The organism is Arthrobacter sp. PvP103, assembly GCF_017833075.1.
In the GTDB taxonomy this organism is placed as follows: Bacteria; Actinomycetota; Actinomycetes; order Actinomycetales; family Micrococcaceae; genus Arthrobacter.
In genome coordinates, this window is record NZ_JAFIBQ010000001.1 from 2,831,962 (window position 1) to 2,854,188 (window position 22,227).

General features: G+C 67.5%; 19 protein-coding genes. 10 read left to right on the top strand and 9 right to left on the bottom strand.

Annotation, left to right across the window (positions count from 1 at the left end; translation table 11 throughout):
- Positions 1–30: 30 nt before the first annotated feature.
- On the bottom strand, positions 31–1,395 hold the full coding sequence (locus tag JOE41_RS13060; RefSeq protein WP_209752595.1) for an MFS transporter: 1,365 nt from the start codon (positions 1,393–1,395) through the stop codon (positions 31–33).
- Between the two features lie 218 nt (positions 1,396–1,613).
- On the opposite strand from JOE41_RS13060, the gene JOE41_RS13065 reads away from it, so the two are divergent.
- Both JOE41_RS13065 and JOE41_RS13070 read left to right on the top strand, forming a co-directional pair.
- Entirely contained in the window at positions 1,614–2,357 is a 744-nt protein-coding gene (locus tag JOE41_RS13065) for a FadR/GntR family transcriptional regulator (protein WP_209752596.1), read from the top strand.
- A gap of 122 nt (positions 2,358–2,479) precedes the next feature.
- Positions 2,480–4,441: a hypothetical protein gene (locus JOE41_RS13070; protein WP_209752597.1), complete on the top strand. Its 1,962-nt coding sequence runs from the start codon at positions 2,480–2,482 to the stop codon at positions 4,439–4,441.
- Positions 4,442–4,456: 15 nt separating this feature from the next.
- On the opposite strand, the gene hutG is transcribed toward JOE41_RS13070, so the two are convergent.
- Both hutG and JOE41_RS13080 read right to left on the bottom strand, forming a co-directional pair.
- The gene (hutG, locus tag JOE41_RS13075) at positions 4,457–5,428 is read right to left on the bottom strand and encodes a formimidoylglutamase (RefSeq protein ID WP_209752598.1); all 972 of its coding nucleotides are present in this window, start codon (positions 5,426–5,428) and stop codon (positions 4,457–4,459) included.
- Between the two features lie 157 nt (positions 5,429–5,585).
- Positions 5,586–7,028 carry an NCS2 family permease gene (locus JOE41_RS13080; RefSeq protein ID WP_011690251.1) on the bottom strand — a complete coding sequence of 481 codons (1,443 nt, stop codon included), beginning with the start codon at positions 7,026–7,028 and terminating at the stop codon, positions 5,586–5,588.
- A gap of 113 nt (positions 7,029–7,141) precedes the next feature.
- Here JOE41_RS13080 and JOE41_RS13085 point away from each other — a divergent pair, with 113 nt between their 5' ends.
- A complete protein-coding gene (locus JOE41_RS13085) occupies positions 7,142–7,777 on the top strand; it encodes a copper resistance CopC family protein (RefSeq protein WP_209752599.1) in 636 nt (211 codons plus the stop codon).
- A gap of 58 nt (positions 7,778–7,835) precedes the next feature.
- Here JOE41_RS13085 and JOE41_RS13090 read toward each other — a convergent pair whose 3' ends face one another.
- Positions 7,836–8,477 (bottom strand): NAD(P)-binding protein, encoded by a 642-nt coding sequence (locus tag JOE41_RS13090; protein WP_043429272.1) that lies wholly within the window; start codon positions 8,475–8,477, stop codon positions 7,836–7,838.
- A gap of 473 nt (positions 8,478–8,950) precedes the next feature.
- Here JOE41_RS13090 and JOE41_RS13095 point away from each other — a divergent pair, with 473 nt between their 5' ends.
- The 5 genes from JOE41_RS13095 to JOE41_RS13115 all read left to right on the top strand — a co-directional run bounded on the left by JOE41_RS13095 (position 8,951) and on the right by JOE41_RS13115 (position 15,866).
- Positions 8,951–9,982: a universal stress protein gene (locus JOE41_RS13095; RefSeq protein WP_011690254.1), complete on the top strand. Its 1,032-nt coding sequence runs from the start codon at positions 8,951–8,953 to the stop codon at positions 9,980–9,982.
- Positions 9,983–10,036: 54 nt separating this feature from the next.
- Positions 10,037–12,760: a PEP/pyruvate-binding domain-containing protein gene (locus JOE41_RS13100; RefSeq protein ID WP_209752600.1), complete on the top strand. Its 2,724-nt coding sequence runs from the start codon at positions 10,037–10,039 to the stop codon at positions 12,758–12,760.
- Between the two features lie 106 nt (positions 12,761–12,866).
- Positions 12,867–14,021 carry a hypothetical protein gene (locus JOE41_RS13105; protein WP_209752601.1) on the top strand — a complete coding sequence of 385 codons (1,155 nt, stop codon included), beginning with the start codon at positions 12,867–12,869 and terminating at the stop codon, positions 14,019–14,021.
- Positions 14,018–14,986 carry an ATP-binding cassette domain-containing protein gene (locus JOE41_RS13110; RefSeq protein ID WP_209752602.1) on the top strand — a complete coding sequence of 323 codons (969 nt, stop codon included), beginning with the start codon at positions 14,018–14,020 and terminating at the stop codon, positions 14,984–14,986. Before JOE41_RS13105 ends, JOE41_RS13110 begins: the two co-directional genes overlap by 4 nt.
- Before the next feature lie 19 nt (positions 14,987–15,005).
- Positions 15,006–15,866: an ABC transporter permease gene (locus JOE41_RS13115; RefSeq protein WP_307800742.1), complete on the top strand. Its 861-nt coding sequence runs from the start codon at positions 15,006–15,008 to the stop codon at positions 15,864–15,866.
- A gap of 47 nt (positions 15,867–15,913) precedes the next feature.
- On the opposite strand, the gene JOE41_RS13120 is transcribed toward JOE41_RS13115, so the two are convergent.
- The 4 genes from JOE41_RS13120 to JOE41_RS13135 all read right to left on the bottom strand — a co-directional run bounded on the left by JOE41_RS13120 (position 15,914) and on the right by JOE41_RS13135 (position 20,085).
- Complete coding sequence (locus tag JOE41_RS13120) at positions 15,914–17,356, bottom strand: C40 family peptidase (protein ID WP_209752604.1); 1,443 nt, start codon at positions 17,354–17,356, stop codon at positions 15,914–15,916.
- 354 nt (positions 17,357–17,710) lie between these two features.
- On the bottom strand, positions 17,711–18,637 hold the full coding sequence (locus JOE41_RS13125; RefSeq protein WP_209752605.1) for a cation diffusion facilitator family transporter: 927 nt from the start codon (positions 18,635–18,637) through the stop codon (positions 17,711–17,713).
- Between the two features lie 14 nt (positions 18,638–18,651).
- Positions 18,652–19,080, bottom strand: coding sequence for a metallopeptidase family protein (locus JOE41_RS13130; RefSeq protein WP_011690261.1), 429 nt, complete (start codon positions 19,078–19,080; stop codon positions 18,652–18,654).
- Positions 19,081–19,089: 9 nt separating this feature from the next.
- Positions 19,090–20,085, bottom strand: a complete 996-nt coding sequence (locus JOE41_RS13135; protein ID WP_209752606.1) for a DMT family transporter — start codon at positions 20,083–20,085, stop codon at positions 19,090–19,092.
- Between the two features lie 184 nt (positions 20,086–20,269).
- Between JOE41_RS13135 and JOE41_RS13140 the strand changes: the two genes are divergently transcribed.
- A complete protein-coding gene (locus JOE41_RS13140) occupies positions 20,270–20,617 on the top strand; it encodes a VOC family protein (protein ID WP_011690263.1) in 348 nt (115 codons plus the stop codon).
- Positions 20,618–20,657: 40 nt separating this feature from the next.
- On the opposite strand, the gene JOE41_RS13145 is transcribed toward JOE41_RS13140, so the two are convergent.
- Complete coding sequence (locus JOE41_RS13145) at positions 20,658–21,539, bottom strand: ArgP/LysG family DNA-binding transcriptional regulator (RefSeq protein ID WP_011690264.1); 882 nt, start codon at positions 21,537–21,539, stop codon at positions 20,658–20,660.
- Between the two features lie 69 nt (positions 21,540–21,608).
- On the opposite strand from JOE41_RS13145, the gene JOE41_RS13150 reads away from it, so the two are divergent.
- Positions 21,609–22,211 (top strand): LysE/ArgO family amino acid transporter, encoded by a 603-nt coding sequence (locus JOE41_RS13150; RefSeq protein ID WP_209752607.1) that lies wholly within the window; start codon positions 21,609–21,611, stop codon positions 22,209–22,211.
- The last annotated feature ends 16 nt before the right edge of the window (positions 22,212–22,227 follow it).

Here is a 22,227-nt window from a genome sequence, read left to right on the forward strand (position 1 = left end):
GTTAGTTGAAGAAGAACGGTGAGGTCGTGCCTACGGCTCGGAGTGGTGTCCGGCTCCTGCCGGGTCCAGTGCCTCGACCGGGACGCCTTCGCTGACCTTGCCGGAGCGGCTCAGCACCACCATGAGGATGGAGGACAGGAGCATGAAGCCGCCGACGACGAACATTGGCACCGTGTACCCGCCGGTGAGGTCTTTGAGCCAGCCGGTGACGTACCCGGCGCTGAAGCCGGCCAGGTTGCCCACGGTGTTGATCAGGGCGATGCCTGCGGCTGCCGCTGCGCCGGTGAGGAACTGGGTGGGTACCGTCCAGAAGTTGGGCAGGGCGGCGAAGATGGACATCGCAGTGATGGTGATGACTGCGATGGTTGCTGCCGGCGAGCCGGCGAACAGTGCCAGCGGGATGCTCAGGCCGCCAATGAGGGCGGGGAGAGCGATGTGCCAGGTCCTGACGCCGCGCTTGGTGGCGTCCTTGGACCAGAAGTACAGCGCGAAAGCCGCGGGCAGGTACGGAATCGCGGTGATCAGGCCCTTCTGGAAGACGTCGAACTTGGTGCCGTAGATGCCTTCGAAGCCCGCGATGATGGTGGGCAGGAAGAACCCGAGCGCGTACAGGCCGTAGATGAAGCCGAAGTAGATTGCCGAGAGCATCCAGACCCGGCCGTTGCCGAAGACGGTGCGGACGCTGACGTGCCTGTTGCTGGCGGCGGTTTCCTTCTTTTCCTGCTCCAGTGCACCGGTCAGCCAGGTCTTTTCCTCCTGCGTCAGCCACTTGGCCTTGGCGGGGGAGTCAGCCAGGTAGAACCAGGCGACGATGCCAACGATGATGGCGGGGATGGCGACGCCGAAGAACATGACGCGCCAGCCGGCGAGTCCGAAGAGTCCGTGCTGCTGGATGAGGAGGCCGGCCAGCGGGGCACCGATCACGGTGGTGAGAGGCTGGGCCAAGTAGAAGAGGGCGAGGATCTTGCTGCGGTGCCGGGATGGAACCCAGAGGCTCAGGAAGAGGATGGCGCCGGGGAAGAAGCCGGCTTCTGCCACGCCCAGGATGAAACGCAGTACGTAGAGCTGCTCCACGTTGCCCACCCAGGTGAACAGCAGGGAGACGATGCCCCAGCTGACCATGATGCGGGCGAGCCAGCGGCGGGCGCCGAACTTGTGCAGTGCCAGGTTGCTCGGGATCTCGAGCAGGATGTAGCCGATGAAGAAGACGCCGGAGGCGAACCCGAACTGAGCCGCCGAAAGGGCCAGATCGTTGTTCATGCCGTTGGGGCCGGCGAAGGAGATGGCCGTCCGGTCAAGGTAGTTGATGAAGAACATCAGGGCGACGAACGGCACCAGCCGGATTGCCACTTTCCTGATTGCAGTTTTTTCGACCACCGATTGTGTGGTGTCCACGTTGACTCCTAGATGTTGATGTCCCGGCCGCATCCTGCGCTGGAGGCGTGGGGCTGGTTTCGAGGCTTAGCGGCGGGGGCGTATCAAGCGGGGCTAGGCCTGTGACTTCCACCATACGGCTGAAAGCGCAAATTGGTCAACCGGTTGACTGATTTAATTTCAAAGGGTTGAGGGCCGGCTCTGTCGGCGCTGCCGCGTCCGGTTGCTACGCTGTGAATGTGTCCGCAAACTCCGCCGCCTCGTCGGCCAAAATCAGTGCCGCGCTCGGTTCCATGGGTCAGGGCTCTGTCGTCTCCGAGGTGGCGGAGAGGCTAATGGCCTACTTCACCAGCGGCGACATTGCGCCCGGAACCCGTCTTCCGGCCGAGCGCCAGCTGGCCGCTTCGCTCGGGGTAGGCCGTTCGGCCGTGCGCGAGGCACTTGCCGCCTTGGAAATCCTGGGCATCGTGATCGTCCGTCCGGGATCCGGAACTTACCTGCGCGACGGCGTCTCGGAGCTCTTGCCGCGGACACTCAGCTGGGGCCTCATGCTCGGCGAGCCGCGTACCCGCGAACTCGTTGAGCTGCGCAGCGGCCTGGAGGTTCAGGCGGTGCAACTTGCTGCGATGAGGATTACCGAAGCAGCCCTGGCGCGAATGCGCGCCAACCTCGACTCGATGGAGAAGAACCTGGGCAACCTGGCGGCCTTCGTCGAAGCTGACGCCGCCTTCCACAAGGAAATCGCCGCCAGCTCAGGAAACCAGGTGCTGCAGGAGCTCCTGCAGAGCATCCGCTCGCTGCTGCGGATCTGGGTTGACCGTGCGCTGACGGACGAAGGCCATGCCGCCGCGGCGCTCGCGGAGCACCGGGCCATTTTTACGGCCCTGGAGTCTCACGACGCCACCGCAGTGACCGATGCCATGGCGTCGCACATGGACACCGCGTCCCGTCGCCTGCTTGCTGGCTACGACGCCGCTCGGTAGCCGCTCAAGATGCCCTAGCGGACGGCCATTGAGCCCCCGCGCCTCATCCGATATCGTCAAGTCCACAGGACCGGCCCGGGGTCAGCTGGGCGCAGTCACCAGCCACCAGAGAGCAGCCTCCCGTGTCTACCGAGCACTCCGCAACACTGTCCGCCCCGGCGGTTTCCGACCGGCGCCCGCCGCTCGAACAGCGCCTTGATCCGCAGATCCGCAAGCTCGCAGTGGGCGTCTGGACGGCGGAGCTGATCGGGGACGAACTGGCCAACATCAGCTACGGGGGCCGCCCCGTCCTCCGTGCCATCAAGGCGGTGGTGCGGGACCACGAATGGCGCACCTTTGCGCCGTCGGTCCGGGATGTTGCGGAACTGAAGGACGACGACGGCACCAGCCTCCGAATCCACGTTGACTACGCAGCACCCGGCTCAGCAGCACCCGGCACTACCGCACCCGGCACAGTCCCGGCGTACGAAGGCATGCTGATGCTCCGGATCACCCCGGCCACAGTCGAAGTATCCTTCTCCGGCCGGGCGAAAACGGCCTTCCGGCGCAACCGGATCGGACTGGTTGTCCTCCATCCCACCAGCGAAGCCGGACGGGATGTCAACGTGGTCTCGCCGGACGGCACCGTTACCAGCGGAGCCTTCCCCACGGATATCAGGCCGGACCTGGTTTTCAAGGACATTTCCTCGCTGGAATGGGCCGACGCCGGGACGGCCTTTGACCTTGGCTTTTCCGGCGACGTCTTCGAGACCGAGGACCAGCGGAACTGGAGCGACGGTTCCTTCAAGACGTACAGCACCCCGTCCGCGCTGCCCATCCCGGTGGACGTTGCCGCGGAGGACACCGTGAACCAGTCGGTCAGCATCGAAGCCCTCAGCATCGAGACGCCGGACAACCCCCTCAGCGAAAGCCACGAACCAGCGGCGTTCACGGTGGGCGAACCGTCCGGCACTGTTCCGCCGCTGGCGATTTCCGTGGACACTGTGGAAACCGCCGCCGGGGGCTTCGGGAACGCCGGCGGAGGACCACAGCTGTCCGGCCTCGACGCCGTCCTGGTGGAACTGTTCGAGCCCCGGGAACTGTGGCCCGGCAAGCTTGCCGCCGCAACACGGGAGGCGGACCGCCACGGCGCTGCACTGGACGTGCGCGTCGTGTCCGAATCAGCCGAGGGCGTTGCGGAGGTTCTCAGCACCGCCTTGGGCGGATCGCTGTCCCGGGTCGTCCGTCTGTCCCTGTTCCACCCCGGGACGCAGTGCACTGACCCGGCGGCTTTTGGCGCGCTGAAGGCATCGCTGGACGACGCAGGCTTCAACGGTCAGCTTCTGGCCGGCACTCGCTCACATTTCACCGAACTCAACCGCTGGATTGCCGGCAGCAGTGACGGCAGCCCCGTTCCGCAGGACGCCGACGCACTGACGTTCAGCCTGGCGCCGCAGGTCCACAGCACGGAAGTTCCCCACATTGTGGAGACTGTCCCCGTCCAGCGGCTCGCCGCGGCCAACGCCCTGAAGCTCGGCGACGGGCGTCCCGTGCACGTCGGACCCGTCACGCTGAAACCAAGGCTTCACGCCCCGGACCAGGAGGCCGAGGGGGACGAGTTCCAGGACCACAGCTTCACCGCCGCCTGGACCCTCGCCAGCCTCGCTGCGCTCACCGTCGACGGCGTCGCCTCCGTGACCTATTTCGAAGCCGGGCCGCCACGCGGCATCACCGCAGCAGACGGCACACTCAACCCGGCAGGCGAGCTGCTGCAGAGGCTCGCTGCGTCCAAAGCGGATCCGGTGCTGGCCGCTACCCCCGTGCCGTCACAAAGGCCAGCCGGAAAGAGCCCCGTAACGGTCTACCCGGTGCAGTCGGCCGCCGGCCTGCAACTGTTCGTCGGCAACCTCAGCCCCCGTGAGGCCACAGCCCACCTCGCGCTTCCGCACGGAGCCGCTTCGGGGGCGGCCGAGGTCACGGTCATCGGGGCAGCCTCCGGCGCCCGGGCGCAGGCGGCGCCAGCGGAGGCATCATCACCGGAGAACGGGGTTCTGGCGGTAACGCTGGGACCGTGGGCCACCGCCGTGGTCACCTTCCGGGACTGACGGCAGGCGACAGGCCTAGCCCAGCAGCGTGTTGACCAGCCGTGCGGCCACCTTGGCCGTGCGCTGGTCGATGTCGAACTTCGGGTTCAGCTCTGCCACGTCCAGGTGCAGCAGTTTCCCGCTGGCAGCCACCTGGCGGCACACCGAGCTGATCACGGGCAGGGGCACCCCGAACGCAGCCGGTGCGCTGACCCCGGGGGCCACGGCGGCGGGCAGCACGTCCAGGTCGATGGTCAGGTAGAGCACGTCCACGGTGTCCAGGAAATCGGCCACGAACTTCCGGGTGGCTTCCGCCGTGCAGTCCTCGTCCAGGAGGTACTTCACGCCCAGCCGTTCGGCGGTCTTGAAGAGCACGGGGGTGTTGTTTGGCTCGGAGATCCCGACGACGGCGTAGTTCAGTGTGCGTTCGGCGGCTTCCTCCGCCCTGGCCATCTGCAGGAAAGGCGTGCCCGAGGACGGCTCGGGTGCCTCGCGGAGATCGAAGTGAGCGTCCAGATTCAGCACGCCCAGGCGCTTCCCGCCGCGTACGGCTTCGGATCCGGCCACGCCAAGGTAGCTGGCGAACGCGGTCTCATGGCCGCCGCCCAGCAGCACGGTGAGGTTGCCGGCGTCGAGCATTTCGGAAACAGCCAGCCCGGCACGGGCCTGGCCAGCCTCCAGCGCGTTGTCCTTGACGGTCACATCGCCGGCGTCGAACACGTCGCGGGGGAGGTGGAAGGCGAGGGGCCCCAAGGCGGCGCGGATGGCGCCGGGGGCCGCGGCGGCGCCCACTCGGCCCTTGTTGCGCAGCACTCCCGCATCGCTGCTGAAACCGAGAATGACGGCGGGGCGGTGGCCGGGCGCATGGCTTTCCGGCTGCAGGGCGGCAGTTTCGTGGCGATACGGGGCGACCGCCTGCCACCAGCGGCGGTGCTCGGCGCCGTCGCCGTCGAAACGGCCCCTCCACGTGAGCGGCGGGATATCGACTGTGAGGGCTCTGTGAGGCATACTCCAAGCTCACCGCAGCGGAGCCCCGAAAACCAGCCCCGGCGCCGTCGGACTGTCCCGAATCCCGGACACCACGCTTAAACGCCGCCGAGATGGCACTTCGCGGCAATGATTTCGAGGCGAAGTGCCATCTCGGCGGGAAGGGGGATGAAGTGGCTTAGTGGATGCCGAGTGCCTGCTCGATCGGCCCGATGCCGAAGAACAGAAGGAACGCGGCCGCAACGGCCCACATCAGGGGGTGGATATCGCGCACGCGGCCCTGGAATGTGCGGATCAGCACGTACGCGATGAAGCCGGCGCCCAGGCCGTTGGCGATTGAGTAGGTGAACGGCATCAGGGTGAAGGTCAGGAACGCGGGAATCGCGATGCCCCAGTCCTGCCAGTCGATCTTGCCCACCTGCGAAACCATCATGAAGCCCACCACCACGAGGGCGGGAGCCACGGCCTCGAACGGGACCAGGTTGATCAGCGGCGTGAAGAACATGGCCACCAGGAACAGCAGGCCGGTGACGATCGAAGCCAGGCCCGTGCGTGCGCCCTCGCCGATGCCTGCGCCTGATTCCACGTAGATCTGGTTGGAGGAAACGGACGCGCCGCCGCCCACGATCGCGCCGAGGGCATCCACCTGCAGCACGCGGTCCACGTCCGGGATGTTGCCGTCCTTGTCCACGGTGCCGGCTTCGTTGGCCAGGCCCACCATGGTGCCCATGGCGTCGAAGAAGATGCTGAGCAGGATCACGAAGGCCAGCAGCGTCGCGGCTACGAAGCCGAGGTGCTCGAACGCACCGATCGGGTTGGCCTTGCCGATCAGTGACAGGTCGGGTGCAGCCCATTCGGTGAATTTCGGTGCCACCAGGGACCAGCCCTGCGGGTTGAAGTTCTTGCCGTCGAAGCTCGGGCCGATGTGCAGGGTGAATTCAAGGATGACGGACAGGATGGTGGAGGCGATGATGCCGATAAGGATGGCGCCTTTGACCTTGCGGACCAGCAGGCCGATGGTCAGGATGAGTCCGAAGACGAACACCAGGGTGGGCCAGCCCAGCAGCTTGCCGTCGAAGCCGAGGCCCACCGGGACCGTGGTGCCGGCGGCATCCGGGATGCGGCGCACGAAGCCGGCGTTGACCAGCCCGATCAGGGCGATGAACAGGCCGATGCCCACCACGATGGCCGTCTTGAGGCCATCCGGAACAGCCTTGAACACGGCGGTCCGGAAACCGGTGAGGACCAGGATCAGCATGGTGACGCCGGAGAGGACAACCAGGCCCATCATGTCCGGCCAGGTCAGGCCCGGGTTCGTTGCCACCGTGACGGCCACGAAGGCGTTGACGCCCAGCCCTGTGGCCATGGCGAACGGGTGCCGGGCCCAGGCGCCCATGAGGATGGTCAGGATGCCGGCGGCAAAAGCAGTGACGGCGGCGACTGCCGGGAAGCCCAGGGTTGCGCCGCTGGAGTCGGGGCCGGAAAGGATCAGGGGATTCAGCACCACGATGTAGCTCATGGCGAAGAAGGTGGCAAAGCCTCCCCGGATCTCGCGGGAGTAGTTTGACCCCCGTTCGGAAATCTTGAAGTACCGGTCCAGTGCAGAGCCCTGCTTAAGCATTAGTCCTCCGGGGGAGAGTGTTGGGGATTACTTGAATCCTAGTAGGTTGCCGGGTTGCGACCCTGCGATTTCGCCTAGTCTGTAAGGAAGCCAACACACAGGAGTAGCCCCGCATGCGTTCCATCCGCCACCTGCTGAGCGCCCTCATAGGGGCACTGTTTTTCACGGCCGCCGTGCTGGCCGCAGCTGCCCCCGCCTCCGCCCACGACGCCGCCGAGTCCAGCAGCCCGGCCCAGAGTTCCACCGTGGCCACTCCGCCGGAGAAGGTTTCCGTGACTTTCAACAGGGACCCGCTGGCCCTCGGTTCACAGTTCCAGGTGAAGGATGCGGCGGGCACCAACTGGGCGGAGGGTCCGGTGGAGATTGTGGACAACGTGGCGTCGCAGAAGCTCCGGCCCGGCGCCCCGGCCGGAGAGTTCACTGTGGTGTGGCGGGTGGTCAGCTCCGATTCGCACCCGATCGAAGGCACCTTCACCTTCACCGCCACTGCCGCTGCTCCGGGTTCCGGCGCCACCGCCTCGACGCCGGGCAGTTCGACGACGGCGGGGGAGGTCCCCACGGCCGGCACCGCGCAGCCTGGCACCACCACCGCGCCTGAGCCGGCGCCTGACGCGTCGGAGCCGTTCCCCTGGAGCCTGGTGCTTTTCGCCGGAACGGCCTTGGGCATCCTCGTGGCGCTGGGCGTTCTGGCGAAGCGAAACCTCAAGTCCACTGACAACGGGGCGGACGACGCCGCCGGGGAGCAGTAGATCAGGACGCGCAGTCGAGCCCCGGGCAGCCGGGGCCGTGAGCGGGCGGGAAACCCGGTCAGTTCAGCAACGCCGGGGCCGGCAGCGCGGCAAAGCTTCCCGTGAGCACTGACGGGACACTTTCCGGATAGACCTTGGCGGAAATCGCCTGCCCCACAACCTTTGCCTGGCGGAGCACTTCCTTGGGCGTGGGAGTGATGAGTTCCCCGACGCCCACGAGGTACATTCCGATGGCCCGCATGGCGGCCACCAGGTTCTGCCCCAGCGCCAGCCCCAGGTCCGCGAGCATACGGCGCAGCTGGCTGTGTGCGCCCCGGGTCAGGACAATGTGGTGGGCCAGCAGGATGCCGTCCGGCGTGTGGACGGCCCACTGGTGCACGGGAGGCTCGGAGAGGCCGGTGCCCAGCAGGTTCAATTGGACGGCGCGGGTGTTGTTGCGGATGTCCAGCTTGTGGCTGCTGGCGTAGTTCCTGAGGTGCCGCAGGATTTCGTTCCGCTCCTGCAAGGTGGCTGAGTTCGGCGCGTCACAGCGCGGCAGGGACACGGTATTGGCGGACTGGATTCCGCCCAGGGTTTCGAGCGCATCCACGGTGATGGAGTCCACGCCGCGCCGCCGAAGCTCGCTGGCGATCGCCAGGCCCGGAAGCCCTGAGCCGATGATCACCGTAGTGGTCTGCTCGGTCCCACCATAAATTGGCATGCTCGACACTGCTCGTTCCTCCTCGAATGGTTCACTGTGCAGGCCTCGTTCCCCTGCACGTTCCGTAACCCCCAAAGTCCGGCCGTCGCGCATAAAGCTGTAAATGTGTTCTGAAACACATATCTCAGTTTCGCAACGCCTCGACAATACAGAACTTTTGGAGCGCTGGATAGCCTTTGCCGGACATTGGCTACCCCAACAATCTCACACTTGTTATTTGGCTCATCGGAGGTGGGATCTCTATGTTTCCGGGGAGTAAAAAGTGGGAGTTGGCTTAGGCGTATGCAGCCTCTCCGGAAGCCGCTTGAGCACCCCTTTTGGGGTGCTTGCTTACTGTCCGGCAACCGAGAATAGTGGGCTAATAGAGCGGATTTTCAGCCAAAAGCAGGTTGCGGTTCCCGGTTCACGCGGCGGACGGCCACTTCTGGCAGAATAGCGGCAACATCAGGCAGTATCGCGAGGAGGCGGACCCCATGGACCGAGATCAGGTGCACCCGTCAAGGGATGACGACGGCGGTTCTGCCGCCCCCGAGGGGATTGTGGTGGGTGTGGACGGTTCCGACCACAGCCAGTGCGCCCTCGTCTGGGCCGCCCGGGAAGCTGAGCGCCGGCATCGCCCCCTGCATATCGTGACCGCATACTCCGTGCCGATCTTTGCAGCGTCCGGCCTGGACGGCGGCTATGCCACCGTAGACGACTCGGTGATCCGCGAAGGTGCGGAGGCCATCCTCAAGCAGGCCCTGGACAAGGTGGCCCCTTACGACATCGACGTTGACGCCTCCGTGGAGAACGGCGACGCCTCGGGTGTGTTGCTGGAGATGTCCGAAACCGCAGAGCTGCTGGTGTTCGGCACCCGCGGCCGGGGCGGCTTCGTAGGCAGGCTCCTTGGCTCGGTCAGCAGCGCCCTGCCGGCACATGCGAAGTGCCCCACGGTCACCGTGCCGTTGATCTGCGCGGACCGCCTGGGCGAGACCACGGACGACAAGCACGTCAAGGCCGAACAGGCCAAGTCCGGCCACCAGCCGGTGGAACACGTTGTTGTGGTGGGCGTTGACGGTTCCGAGCAGGCCCGGATTGCCGTCCTGGAGGCCGCGGACCAGGCCCTCCGGCTCGGAGCGCCGCTTCGCGTTGTGTGCGCCGTGCCGCAGTACAGCGGCTCACTGGCGTGGGTCCCCGCACCCATGGACCGGGAGGCCCTGTTTGCCGACATCCGTGTTCAGCTCGACGCCGGTGTGGCCTGGCTGAAGAGCCACTATCCCAAGCTGACCGTGGAGACCCGCATCGTGGACGGTTCCCCCATCGACGTGCTGGTTGAAGCCAGCCGGCACGTGGAACTGGTGGTGGTGGGAACGCGCGGCCGCGGCGGCTTCACCGGAATGCTGCTGGGCTCGACGTCGGACGGAATCCTTCACCATGCCAAGGGTCCGGTGCTGGTGGTTCCGGACCGGGACGACCCGCGGCTCGCTGACCGTCCCAGCTTCGGCCCCATGCTCGGCGCAGCGTAACCCTATCCCGACTTTCCAGTCACTCCGTCCGGCGCATTCCCCAGGAGGCCAGCGGTGAACCAGGCCAACACTCCGGACGCGTCGGCGGACGGGCTGGTGCTGAACCTGGCGAACATCGACGCCGGAATGTTGCTACGGGTGGGCGGCAAAGCCGCCAACCTGGGCGAAACCACTCGCGCCGGGTTGCCCGTGCCGCCGGGCTTCTGCCTGACCACTGACGCCTACCGGCGGGCGGTGGGTCCGGCAGGGCTCGAAGACGTGCACGGCGCGCTGGCCGCCACCGGACCCCATGAGCTGGCGGCCCTGGCCGGGCTGGCCGCCCGGGCACGGGAGCTCATCCTGCGCGCGGACATTCCGCAGGAGATTGCCAGTGCGGTCCGGAAGTCCTATGCCGCGATGGGGACGGACGTTCCGGTGGCCGTGAGGTCTTCGGCGACGGCCGAGGACCTGCCCTTCGCGAGCTTCGCCGGGCAACAGGACACGTACCTGAATGTGGTGGGCGCCGACGCTGTCCTTTCGGCGGTCCGGCAGTGCTGGGCGTCGCTCTGGACGGACAGGGCGGTGGCCTACCGGGCCACACACGGGATTAACCCGTCAACAGTGGCGCTCGCGGTGGTGGTCCAGCGCATGGTGGCTGCCACCGTGGCGGGCGTCCTGTTCACCGCGAACCCGGTGACGGGACGGCGCCATGAGGCAGTTATCGATGCCAGTCCCGGGCTGGGCGAGGCGGTGGTTTCCGGAGCGGTGAATCCGGACCACTTCGTGGTGGACTCGGCCACCAGCGAGATCCTGCTACGGCAGCCCGGGGATAAGGGAATCGCCATCAGGCCGCTTCACGGAGGCGGCACCGAGCGGATCATTCTGGCACCGGATTCCGCTCCTTCCCTCAGTGATGCCCAGCTTCGGGAACTGTCCGCGCTGGGCGCCCGGGCGGAACGGCACTACGAGGCGCCGCAGGACATCGAATGGGCCGTCGACGCCGCGGACAAGCTCTGGCTGGTGCAGTCCCGGCCCATCACCACGCTGTATCCGCTGCCGGACGCCCGTCCCGACCTGCCGGAGCCGGAGGGAACACGCGTCTTTCTGTGCTTCAGCCTCGCCCAGGGGCTGACACGCCCCCTCACCCCGATGGGGTTGGCCGGTTTCCGGCTGATCGCGTCCTCCGTCGCCCGTGCGGCCGGCTTCGACGTGCCCGAGCCGCGCAACGGTCCTGCACCCTACCGGCAGGCAGGGCAGCGGCTTTTCGTTGACCTCACGCCGGTGGTCCGCAGCAGCGCGGGACGCGCCATCGTGCCCCGCGTCTTCGACATCATGGAGGCCAGGTCCGCCACGGTGCTCCGCAGGCTGTTCGCCGACCCGCAGTTTTCGGTGACCATCAGGTCCCCGTGGCGGCTCCTCCGGCACGTGTTGCCGGTGGCGGCCAGGGCGAAGGTCCCGGAGTCGCTGCTCCGGGCGCTGCTTCGGCCGGAAGCGGCCCTCCGCCGCGTGGACGCCTTCGGCGCACGGCACCGGGCTGCCCTCGTGGTTCCGGCCACCGCCACGCCGGCGGAACGGCTGAACCATGCCGAACGTATCCTCAGCGAGGGGCTCTTCCCCATCGTCCCGGCAGTGCTGCCACTGCCGGCCCTGGGCTTCGCGCTCCTGGCGGTAGCCGGGAAGCTGGCCGGACAGGGCGGGGAGTCCGGTGCGTTGCAGGCCGTTCTCCGCGGGCTCCCCAACAACGTGACCACGGAAATGGACCTGGCCCTGTGGCAGCTCGCCACGGACATCCGCGCCCACCCCGTGGCGGCCGCGATCTTCGAGGAGGCCTCCCCGCCTGAGCTGGCGCGGCGGTACAGCGACGGCGGGCTTCCCGCCGTCGTGCAGTCAGGGCTGGCGGGCTTCCTGGGACGGTACGGCCACCGGGCCGTCGCGGAGATCGACCTCGGTATGCCCCGCTGGTCCGACGACCCCGCGCACATCCTCGGAGTCCTGGCGAACTACCTCAAACTCGACGATCCTGCACTGGCGCCGGACCGTCAGTTCGCCAAGGCCGCCCGCGAGGCGGATGCCCAGATGGAGCGGCTGGTGGCAGTTGCGGGGAGCAAGGGGGGCCCGGCGGGAAGGCTGCGCGCCCGGATGGTGCGGGGCGCGCTGAAGCGGACCCGGCTGTTTGCCGGGCTGCGCGAACTGCCGAAGTACCACATTGTCGAAGGCCTGGCTTCGGCCCGGAAGCAGCTCATGGCCGTGGGGGCGGAGCTCGCCGCGTCCGGCAGCATCGCCGACGCCGACGACATCTTCTTCCTCAACTTTGCCGAAGCGCACCGGGGCTTGGCCGGGGCGTCGCTACGGGAGGCCGTGGCGGAACGCCGCGAGGCCTACGACGCCGAACTCTCCCGCCGCCGCATTCCCCGGGTGCTGCTTTCGGACGGAACGGAACCCGAGGCGCTGCAGGTTGCGGCGACGGGTGCCCAAGACGGTTTCCTGTCCGGCACGCCGGCATCGGCGGGAACCGTCACTGCCAAGGCTCGCGTCATCCTGGATCCGCAGGGCGCCGCACTGGAGCCCGGAGAAATCCTGGTGGCCCCGTCAACCGATCCCGGGTGGACGCCGTTGTTCCTCACGGCCGGCGGACTCGTCATGGAAATGGGCGGCCCCAACTCCCACGGCGCGGTGGTGGCCCGGGAGTACGGAATTCCCGCCGTCGTTGGCGTCCCGGACGCCACCTCCACTATCAGCACCGGCCAGGTGATAACGCTCGACGGCGGGGCCGGCACCGTCGCGCCGGCTGCGGGCTGAGCGTCCCCGCGTCACGGCAGGACGGGCGATGTCCCGAGGGGGTGTACCGGGCGGGTCCGGAGCGTACTCTGGAATCAATAAGCTGCGATGTTGGAGCGGAGTTGTCATGACCAGAAAGTGGCTGCGGTGGATGCCTGCCGCCGCCGTGCCCGCCGTTATTGCCGCCGCTGCGCTGGCCGGGTCCCTTCCCGCAAGCGCAGGCGACCCCCTGCCCGCCAAAACGACGGAAGAAGTCCTGGCGATGGTGGCGCACCACGCTGCTCCGTCCCTCTCCGGGACCCTGGAGCAGACCTCCCAGATCGGCCTACCGGAACTGCCCAAGACCGGGCCGTCCGCCGGCAGTGGCGCCGCCTCGGCCCTGGAACTCCTGAGCGGCCCGCACACCGCGCGGGTCTTCATGGACGGACCTAGCAACGTCCGGGTCCAGGTGCTGGACCGCCTCGCTGAACGCAATGCCGTGCGCAGCGGAGACCAGGTGTGGCTGTACAGCTCCAAGGACAACACCGCCACCCACCTGACCCTCCCCGCCGATGCCGGCAAGCACAACGATTTCAGCCAGTTCAAGCATCCGGGTTCCGGCACCGACGGTGTGATGCCGACGCCGGAGGACCTGGCGGCACGGCTGCTTGCCGCCGCTGATCCCACGACTGAAATTGCTGTGCTTCCGGAGGTCACCGTTGCGGGCCGGGCGGCATACAACCTGATGATCACGCCTCGGACCGAGGGTACCCTGATCGGTTCGATTGCCATCGCCGTTGACGGCCAGAGCGGCCTGCCGCTCAGCGTCGAACTGAAGGCCCGCGGCCAGGAAGAACCCGCGTTCAAGCTGGCGTTCACCACCTTGTCGCTCCAGGTGCCGGACGCCTCGCTGTTCGCCTTCAGCCCGCCGCCGGGCGCCACCGTCAAGGAAATCGAAGTGCCGGCCCATGGCACGGAGAGCTGGCCCGGACACGCCAAGGAAGGCGGCGCGGTTCCCGATGCGGCAGTTCCCGGCTCCAGGGATCCGGGCACCGGACACCCGCGGCCCACAGTGACCGGTACCGGCTGGGAGAGCGTGGTTGAATTCCCCGCCAGCCCGGGGTCGGCGGAAGCCGGGGCGATGGTGTCCAGCGATCCGCTGCTTCAGCAGGCGGCTGTTGCGGTGCCGGGCGGGCGGCTGTTCAGCACCGCCGTCATGAATGTGCTGCTGACCGATGACGGGCGCGTCTTTGTCGGGTCTGTTCCCGCGGAACGCCTGCTGACCGCTGCCGCCGCGAGGTGACAGCCGCAGGCCGGGGCGTGGAACTGGCCATAGAGACGCGCGGCCTCAGCAAAAGGTTCGGCCATCAGTTGGCCGTGGACGGTGTGAACCTGGCCGTCCCGAAGGGGTCCGTGTTTGGTTTCCTGGGACCGAACGGCTCCGGCAAGACCACCACCATCCGCATGATGCTGGGCCTTGCGGCGGCCACGGAAGGCTCAGTCAGTGTGCTGGGGCTCGCCATGCCGGACCGCTTCCACGAGGTCCTGCCGCGCGTGGGCGCCCTGGTGGAAGGGCCCGCGTTCTACCCGTTTCTTTCCGGGGCGGCCAATCTTCGGCGCCTCGATGCTGCAGACCCCTATGCCGCAACCTCAACGCGGCGTGCCCGGGTGGAGGCCGCGCTGGAACGCGTGGGCCTGACGCACGCGGCCGGGAAGAAGGTCCGCGCGTATTCGCTCGGCATGAAACAGCGCCTGGGCATCGCCAACGCGCTCCTCTCGCCCCGGGAACTGCTGGTGCTCGACGAACCCACCAACGGGCTGGACCCGCAGGGAACCCGGGAAGTGCGCTCCCTGGTTCGTTCCCTCGCGGCGGACGGTGCCACGGTTTTCGTCTCCAGCCACCTGCTGGCCGAAGTGGAGCAGATCTGCACCCACGCGGCGGTCATGAGTGCGGGGCGGCTGGTGGCGCAGGGAACGCTCGCTGAACTGCGCGACGCGGGCAAGACGCGGATCCGCCTGGTCACGCCCGACGCCGGCCTGGCCGAGGGTGTGTTCGCGACGCTGGGAATGTCCCCGGCAGGCGGTCGGAGCAATGGAGCGCTGGTTTACGGCGACGGCGGGAAGTCAGGGGAGGTCGTGGAGCCTGAGGCCGTGGTAGCCGCCCTTGTGGCTGCGGGGGTGCGGGTGCGCGGCTTCGCTGTGGAACAGGGCAGCTTGGAAGACCGCTTTGTGGCGCTGACGGGGGAGGGGTTCGACATTGCCCAATAGAGATGCGGCCGCAGGCGCCGTGACCGCCAGCGATACGGCGCTTGGGCCGGCACCGGCCAAGGCGTCCTCCGGATGGCCGTTGCTTGCCTCTGAACTGAGCGTACTTTTCCGCCGGCGCCGGACCTGGGCCATGCTGTTGGCGCTCGCGGCCGTGCCTGTGCTGATGGCCGTCGCCGTCCGGGTCTCCTCGGCTGTCCCGCCTGGCCGCGGTCCTGCCTTCCTGGACAGGATCAGCCAGAACGGGCTGTTCGTGGGGGTGACGGCGCTGCTGGTGTGTGTGCCGCTTTTCCTGCCGCTGACGGTGGGCGTGGTGGCCGGGGACACGATCGCGGGCGAGGCGGGCCTGGGGACATTGCGTTATCTCCTCGTGGCGCCGGCCGGACGCGTGCGTTTGCTGCTGGTCAAGTATGCGGGCGCTGCTGCGTTCTGCATCGCGGCCCCGTTGGTGGTGGCGCTGACCGGCGCGGGCATTGGAGCTGCGCTGTTTCCGGTGGGACCTGTGACGCTGCTGTCGGGCGACGTGATCACCGCCCAGGAGGCTGTCCTGCGCCTGGTCCTCGTAGCCGCCTACCTGACGGTGTCCCTGCTGGGGTTGTCCGCCGTCGGGCTCTTCCTGTCCACCCTGACGGATGTCCCGGTGGGCGCCATGGCGGCCACCATCGTGGCGTCCGTGGTGTCCCAGGTAATGGGCGAGCTGCCCCAGCTGGAGTGGCTGCACCCCTGGTTGTTCAGCCACTACTGGTTCGGTTTTGCAGACCTGTTGCGACAGCCCATTGCGTGGGATTCCTTTGCAGGGAACGCGTTGCTGCAGGCCGGCTACATCGCAGTCTTCGGGGCACTCGCCTACGGCCGGTTCATCACGAAGGACGTTCTGTCCTAGCCCCGGAGCGTCCGATCCTCACGGAGGCGGCTCCGGTGCCGGCAGTCCTAGTACCTGGCCACGGTGGGATGGAGCTGCATGCCAGCCATCCAGGCCAGGTCCGTCACCGTGATGCCATCCTCCGGGTTGAGGGCCTGGACCACGCGGCCACCGCCAAGGTAGATCCCCACATGATAGAAATCGGGGGCCGATCCCCAGACCAGGAGGTCACCTGGCAGCGCCTGGGAGAGAGGCACGTGCACGGGTGCCTGGGCGTACTGCTGGGCCGCCGTGCGCGGAAGGTATTTGCCGGCAGCGGCGAACGCGTTCTGCACCAGCCCGGAACAGTCGAACCCGAGCGGGCCGGAGCCGCCGTACTTGTAGAAATACGGTGATCCCACCTTGCTGAGTGCCACCGAAATGGCGGTCTGGTTGGAGCCGCCGGGGGACGGGGCAGGGACGGGGGCTGGTGCGGGCGCGGGAACCACCGGCGCGGGGGTGACTGGCTCGGGTGCTGCGGGTGCGGGCGCAGGAGCCGGCGGTGCAGGAGGAGCTGGTGCTGGCGGTGCCGGATTCGCAGGCGCAGGGGCAGCAGGTGCCGGCGGCGCCGGGGCGGGTGCGGCGGGTGCGGCCGGGGCCGGTGCGACGGGCCTGGTCTGTGCAGCGGAGTCCTGCGTCGCAGCCTGGGCGGCCGCGGCGGCGGTGACGGCAGCCAGCCGTTCCTGGGCGCGCTGGCGGTCCAGGGCATCGACCCGGGCGGATTCGAGTGCCACCGTAGTGTTCTTGAGGTTTGCCAGCTGGTCCACCAGCACGGTCCGCTGGGCCTTCGCCTCGGACACAGCCTTCGCCTGGGCGGCGTTGGCGCGTTCGGCTTCAACCTTGCGGTCCTCCGCCGTTCTGGCCGCGTCATCTGCGGCGCGGTTGGCGTCGTCCGCCGCGGCGGTCAGGGACTTGGCCGCCGAAGCGGCGTTTTCGGCCGCCTGAAATGCCCGGCTGCGGCTTGCGGAGATGGCTTCCAGTGTGGCGGCCTGCTTCAGCACTTCGCCGTTACCGCTGACAAATGTGCTCAGCGCCGGATTGAGTCCGCCGTTGCGGTACAGGTCCCCGGCCAGCTGTCCTACCTGCTTGCGGGTTTTTGCCTGTTCAGCCTCGGCGGAGGCTGCCCTCGCTGAGGCGAGCGTGGCTGCATCCCGGCGGATCGCCAAGGTGACCAGGGCATCGCCGTAGGCATTGTTGGCCTGCATGGCGGCGGCAAAGCTTGCTTCCTGGGCGGCGGCCGCGTCCGCCAGGATGCGGTCGATTCTGGTGACCTGGTCCGCCGTCGCGCTTTCGCTGGCTTTGGCTGCCGCGATCTCTTCGGGAGAGGGGATTTCCGGTGAGACCGGAACGCTCAGGGCGGCCACTGCGGTCCGCGGAAGTGGCGCAGCCCCGGCCGGCAGGGCGAGGGATCCGAGGAGTACGACGGCGGTGCACAGCACAGCCGCTTTGCGGCCGGATCCGGTCAAACCCATCAAGTAACCTCGCAACAGTCAGGCTGGAGTGAGCGAGGAGATTGATTTTTCACCGGTGATTGTCACAAGCAAATGCCCCGCTGCGGAGACCCAGCACACCCGAGGCTACGTGGCTAGCCGCAACTTTGGCAACACTAGTCACATCAATAACATAAACAACAACAATGTCATTTCGTCACATTAGGCGGCGGCGTGTCGGGGAAACGGACTTAGTAAAGGGGACTTAACAGGTAGCCGACACGCTAGCGGCAGGGTGAAGGCCGCCGGGGCGCCCGCGTATGCCGCCCCGTTCACCGACGTCCGCCCCGGAGACGCCTTCCATCGCGAAGTGAGCTCCTCCTTGGGCGCTACCGCTCAGGCGTGCTGGTGGGACTCGTGCTCGGAGTGGCTTTCGGGCTCCAGTTGGAAGGTGCAGTGTTCGGTGTCGAAGTGTGAGCCCAGGCAGGTGGCGAGCTTGTCCAGCACCTGGTCCGCCCCGCGTGCGCTGAGAACGGCGTCCTCCACCACCACGTGGGCCGAGAAGACGGGCACGCCGGAGGTGATGGTCCAGATGTGGATATCGTGCACGGACACCACGCCGTGCACGGACAGGATGTGCTCGCGGATCATTTGGACCTCGACGCCCTTGGGGGTGGCCTCGAGCAGCACGTCCACCACGTCGCGGAGCAAGTGCCACGCCCGGGGAAGGATCATCACGGCGATGACCATGGAGGCAATGGTGTCCGCCGCCTGGAAGCCGGTCACCATGATCACCACGGCAGCGGCAATGACGGCGAACGATCCCAGCAGGTCCCCGAGCACCTCAAGGTAGGCACCCCGCACATTGAGGCTCTCTTTCTGGGCGCTGCGCAGGATCAGCAAGGACACCAGGTTGGCCACGGCACCCAGGACAGCGGCGTAGAGCATCACGTCGGTCTGGACTTCGGGAGCCGAGCCGATCCGCCGGACGGCTTCGGTGAAGATCAGCACGGAAATGACAATCAGCACCAGCGCGTTGGCCAGGGCGGCGAGGACCTCGGCGCGCTGGTAGCCATAGGTCCGCTGGTCGCTCGCGGGCCGGGTGGCAATCCATGCGGCCAGCAGGGCGATGAACACGCCGGCGGCGTCGGACAGCATGTGGCCGGCGTCGGCGAGCAGGGCCAGGGAACCGGAAATGACGGCGCCAATGATCTGGATCAGGACCACTGCCAGGGTGATGCCGAGGACTGCGATCAGGCGCTTGCGGTGCTTGCCCGTGCCAGTGGCAGAGATGCCGTGAGAGTGGCTGTGGTCGTGTCCCATGCCTACAAGGCTAGCTAGTCCCAGCCGAGTTCGTGCAGCCGTTCGTCGCTGATGCCGAAGTGGTGGGCAATCTCATGCGTCACGGTGACCGCCACTTCCTGGATCACTTCTTCCCGGGAGGAGCAGATTTCCAGGATGGGCTGGCGGTAGATGGTGATCCGGTCCGGCAGCGACCCCGCTCCCCACCAGGCGTCACGCTCGGTGAGCGGAACGCCTTCGTAAAGCCCCAGCAGTACCGTCTCCGGGTCCTCGCCGGGCTGCGGGACGTAGTCGTCCTCGATGAACACGGCTACGTTGTCCATGGCCTTGGCCACCTCCGGCGGGATGCGCTCCAAGGCGTCGCTGACGGCCGACTCGAAATCCGCCCCGGTCATAGGGAACGGTGCGTCGTTGTCCGTCCCGTCCGGGACGATCGGCAGGCCGGGCGGCAGGTTGGCGGGCATACCAAGACTCTAGCGGGATTTGCGCCGCGTCAGCCCCACTCCCACCAGGCAGATCACGCCGCCCACAAGGCCCCAGACAGTGGGCACTTCGCCGAGCACCAGCCAGGAGATGAGGATGGTGGTGCCGGGCACCAGATACGTGGTGGCGGCCAGCTTCCCGGCGTCGATGAGGGACAGCGCGTACGCCCATGTGGTGAAGGCAATCGCCGTCGGGAAGATCCCCAGATAGACCAGCCCCAGGGTGGCCGGGAGCGGAGCCTGCTGCAGCTCGGCCACCAGCTGGCCGCTGAACGGCAGGCAACAGACTGCACCCACCATGATGCCGAACCAGGTGGCCTGGGCCGCGGGGAACTTCCTCAGCACCGGCTTCTGGATGATCACGCTGACGGCGGCGAGCACAGCGGCCAGGAGGCAGAGCAGCACGCCGGCCACATCCGCCGTCGAACGCTGTCCGGAACTGAGCGCTATTACCGCGACGCCGGCGAACGCTATCAGGCTCCCGATGATCAGCCAGCGCGGGAAACCCTCCTTGAGCAGCAGGCCGGCCATCACCGCCACCAGGATGGGGTTGACGTTGATCAGCAGCGCGGCAGTGCCGGCGTCCAGCAGGTGCTCGGCGGCGTTGAGGGCTACGTTGTAGCCGCCGAACCACATCACGCCGTAGGCGAGGATGGGCCACCACTCCCGGCCCTTGGGCAGTATCCGCAGCTTGGGCAGCACCACCAGGCCGAGGACGACGGCGGCAATCGCCAGCCGTCCCAGAGTGAGGGAACCGGGTGAAAAGCTTGGGCCCACGGCGCGGATGCCCACGAACGCGGAGGCCCAGAGGACCACGGTGACGAGGACGGCGGCGACGCCCAGCCTGTTGACCGGCGTCTTGCCTGGGGAGGGAAGCGGCACGGAGGTGTTGCCGTGTGACGGGGGCTGCGGTGCTGGTGCGGCGTGCGGAGACCCTTCGTGGGGGCCGGCGGACGGCGTGGGGCCGGATTCGGCGGTGGTTGCCATGCTGCCAATCTAGTCCTTGCAGCAGCGGTGGGGCTGGCGGAAATCAGCCACGTCTAGTCGAGATCCTGCCAATGTTTCCCCGTTGCGAAAGACCCCGTGTCCGGACCCGCACGATCTAGACTCGAGCCACCTCGTCGAAACCGTCTATCCCTGGCTGTCGGGTCATGGGATGGGAAGGAGCTCCATGAATCCGATTACGCCCAGAATTGGCACCGTCTTCGTCCCGGTCAGCGACGTGGAAGCGGCCAGGGACTGGTACTGCCGGCTGCTGGGCGTACCGGCCGACGGCGAGATCCTCTTCGGCCACCTCTATGTGCTGCCGGTTGAGGGCACCGGACTCGTCCTGGACAGCAGGATTTATTCGCAGGACGTCGTTTTCAAGGTGCCCGCCTTTCATCTCGACACCCCAGACGTCCAGGCAGCGCACACTTTTGCGGTTGAACTGGGCGCCGATCCGGCGGACATCCAGCACGGGCAATGGTTCAACTTCCGGGATCCTGACGGCAACGCCCTGATGGTCTGCCAGTGCTAGCGTCCCTCTCCGCGGTGGAGTGCCTTCGGGTCTGTAGCGTTCACCTCAGCACGCGCGCAGCACCCTGGATCGCCGCGGCCACGCCGTCCAGCACGGCCGAACCATAGCGCCACTGCTGCCAGTGCAGGGGGACATCGACGAAGGACCTGGAAGCCATCAGCTGCAACGTGCCCTGGCCGAGGTCGTCGCCGATTTCCAGCTCGGGAAGCAGTCCCCACCCCATGCCCAGCCGGATTGCCTCGCCGAACTCGTGGGCCGCGGGCACGTAGTGGCGCGGCGGTTGCACGGGTTTTCGGCTGAACCGGCGCAGGTACCGGTCCTGCAGGTCGTCCTTGCGGTCGAAGATGATGACGGGAGCCGTGGCCAGCGACTCCGCCGTCGCACCGCCGTCGAACCACGTTCCGGCAAAGGCCGGGGTGCATACCGGGAGGTAGCGCATAATGCCGAGCCGGCGCGAGGTGCAGCCGGGGGCGGGTTTGGCGGTGGCAGTGATGGCCGCCGCCGCTGCCCCGCTGCGAAGGAGCTCCAGCGAATAGTCCTGGTCCTCGCGCAGGATCTCGAGCTGTACCGTGCCTGCCACCGCGGCCAGCCCGGCCAGCGCCCAGGTGTGCAGCGAGTCGCTGTTGATCACCAGCGTGAGGCGGGTGTCCGGGTGCGGATTCCCCGGTTGCAGTTCATCGGCGAGGTCTGCCGAGAGCATTTCGAGCTGCCGGGCGAACCGCACCACGGCCTGGCCGGAGTCGGTCAGTTCGATGGGCCTCGTCCTCCTCAGCACGGGCCGGCCGACGGCGACCTCGAGCGCGCGGATGCGCTGGCTCACGGCGGAGGCAGTGACGGAAAGGTGGCTGGCGGCGGCGTCGAAACTCCCCTGCGAGACGATGGCAGCGAGAGTCCGCGCCTGATCCGGATGGATGTCAATCATTAGCTGATCTTATCTAGTCAAAGAATCTTTAACTGGCTTCATGCGGAGAGTCCTCATACCGTTGAAAGCGTGATTCTTCCCGTGCTCTCAGGACTGGCCAGCGGGCTGTCCCTCATTGTCGCCATAGGCGCCCAGAATGCCTTCGTCCTCCGCCAAGGCATCCAGCGCACGCATGTGGCGCTGGTCATCGCGGTCTGCGCCGTCTCGGACCTGGTGCTGATCGTGCTGGGCGTGGCCGGCATCGGCGTCGTCATTGAACGGGCGCCGGCCGTGATCGAGGTGGTGCGCTGGGCGGGGGCCGCTTTCCTGGCGGGCTACGGAGCCCTTGCCGCCTGGCGGGCCATCCGCGGGCAAGTGCTTGGACAGCTTGAACCAGCTCGCGCTGTCAGCTGGGTGGCCGTCCTGGGAACCGGCTTGGCCTTCACCTGGCTGAACCCGCATGTGTACCTCGACACCGTGCTGCTGCTCGGCTCGCTGGCCAGTACGCACGGCCCGGACGGCCGGTGGTGGTTCGCCGCCGGCGCAGGACTGGCCAGCATCGCCTGGTTCACGGCCCTGGGTGTCGGTGCACGGTTCCTGGCGCCGGTCTTCCGGCGACGGAAAGCGTGGCGCATCCTTGATGCCGTCATCGCCGCCGTCATGCTGGCGATGGCCGCCCTTCTGGTCAGCTGAGTTCCGTCTGAGCATC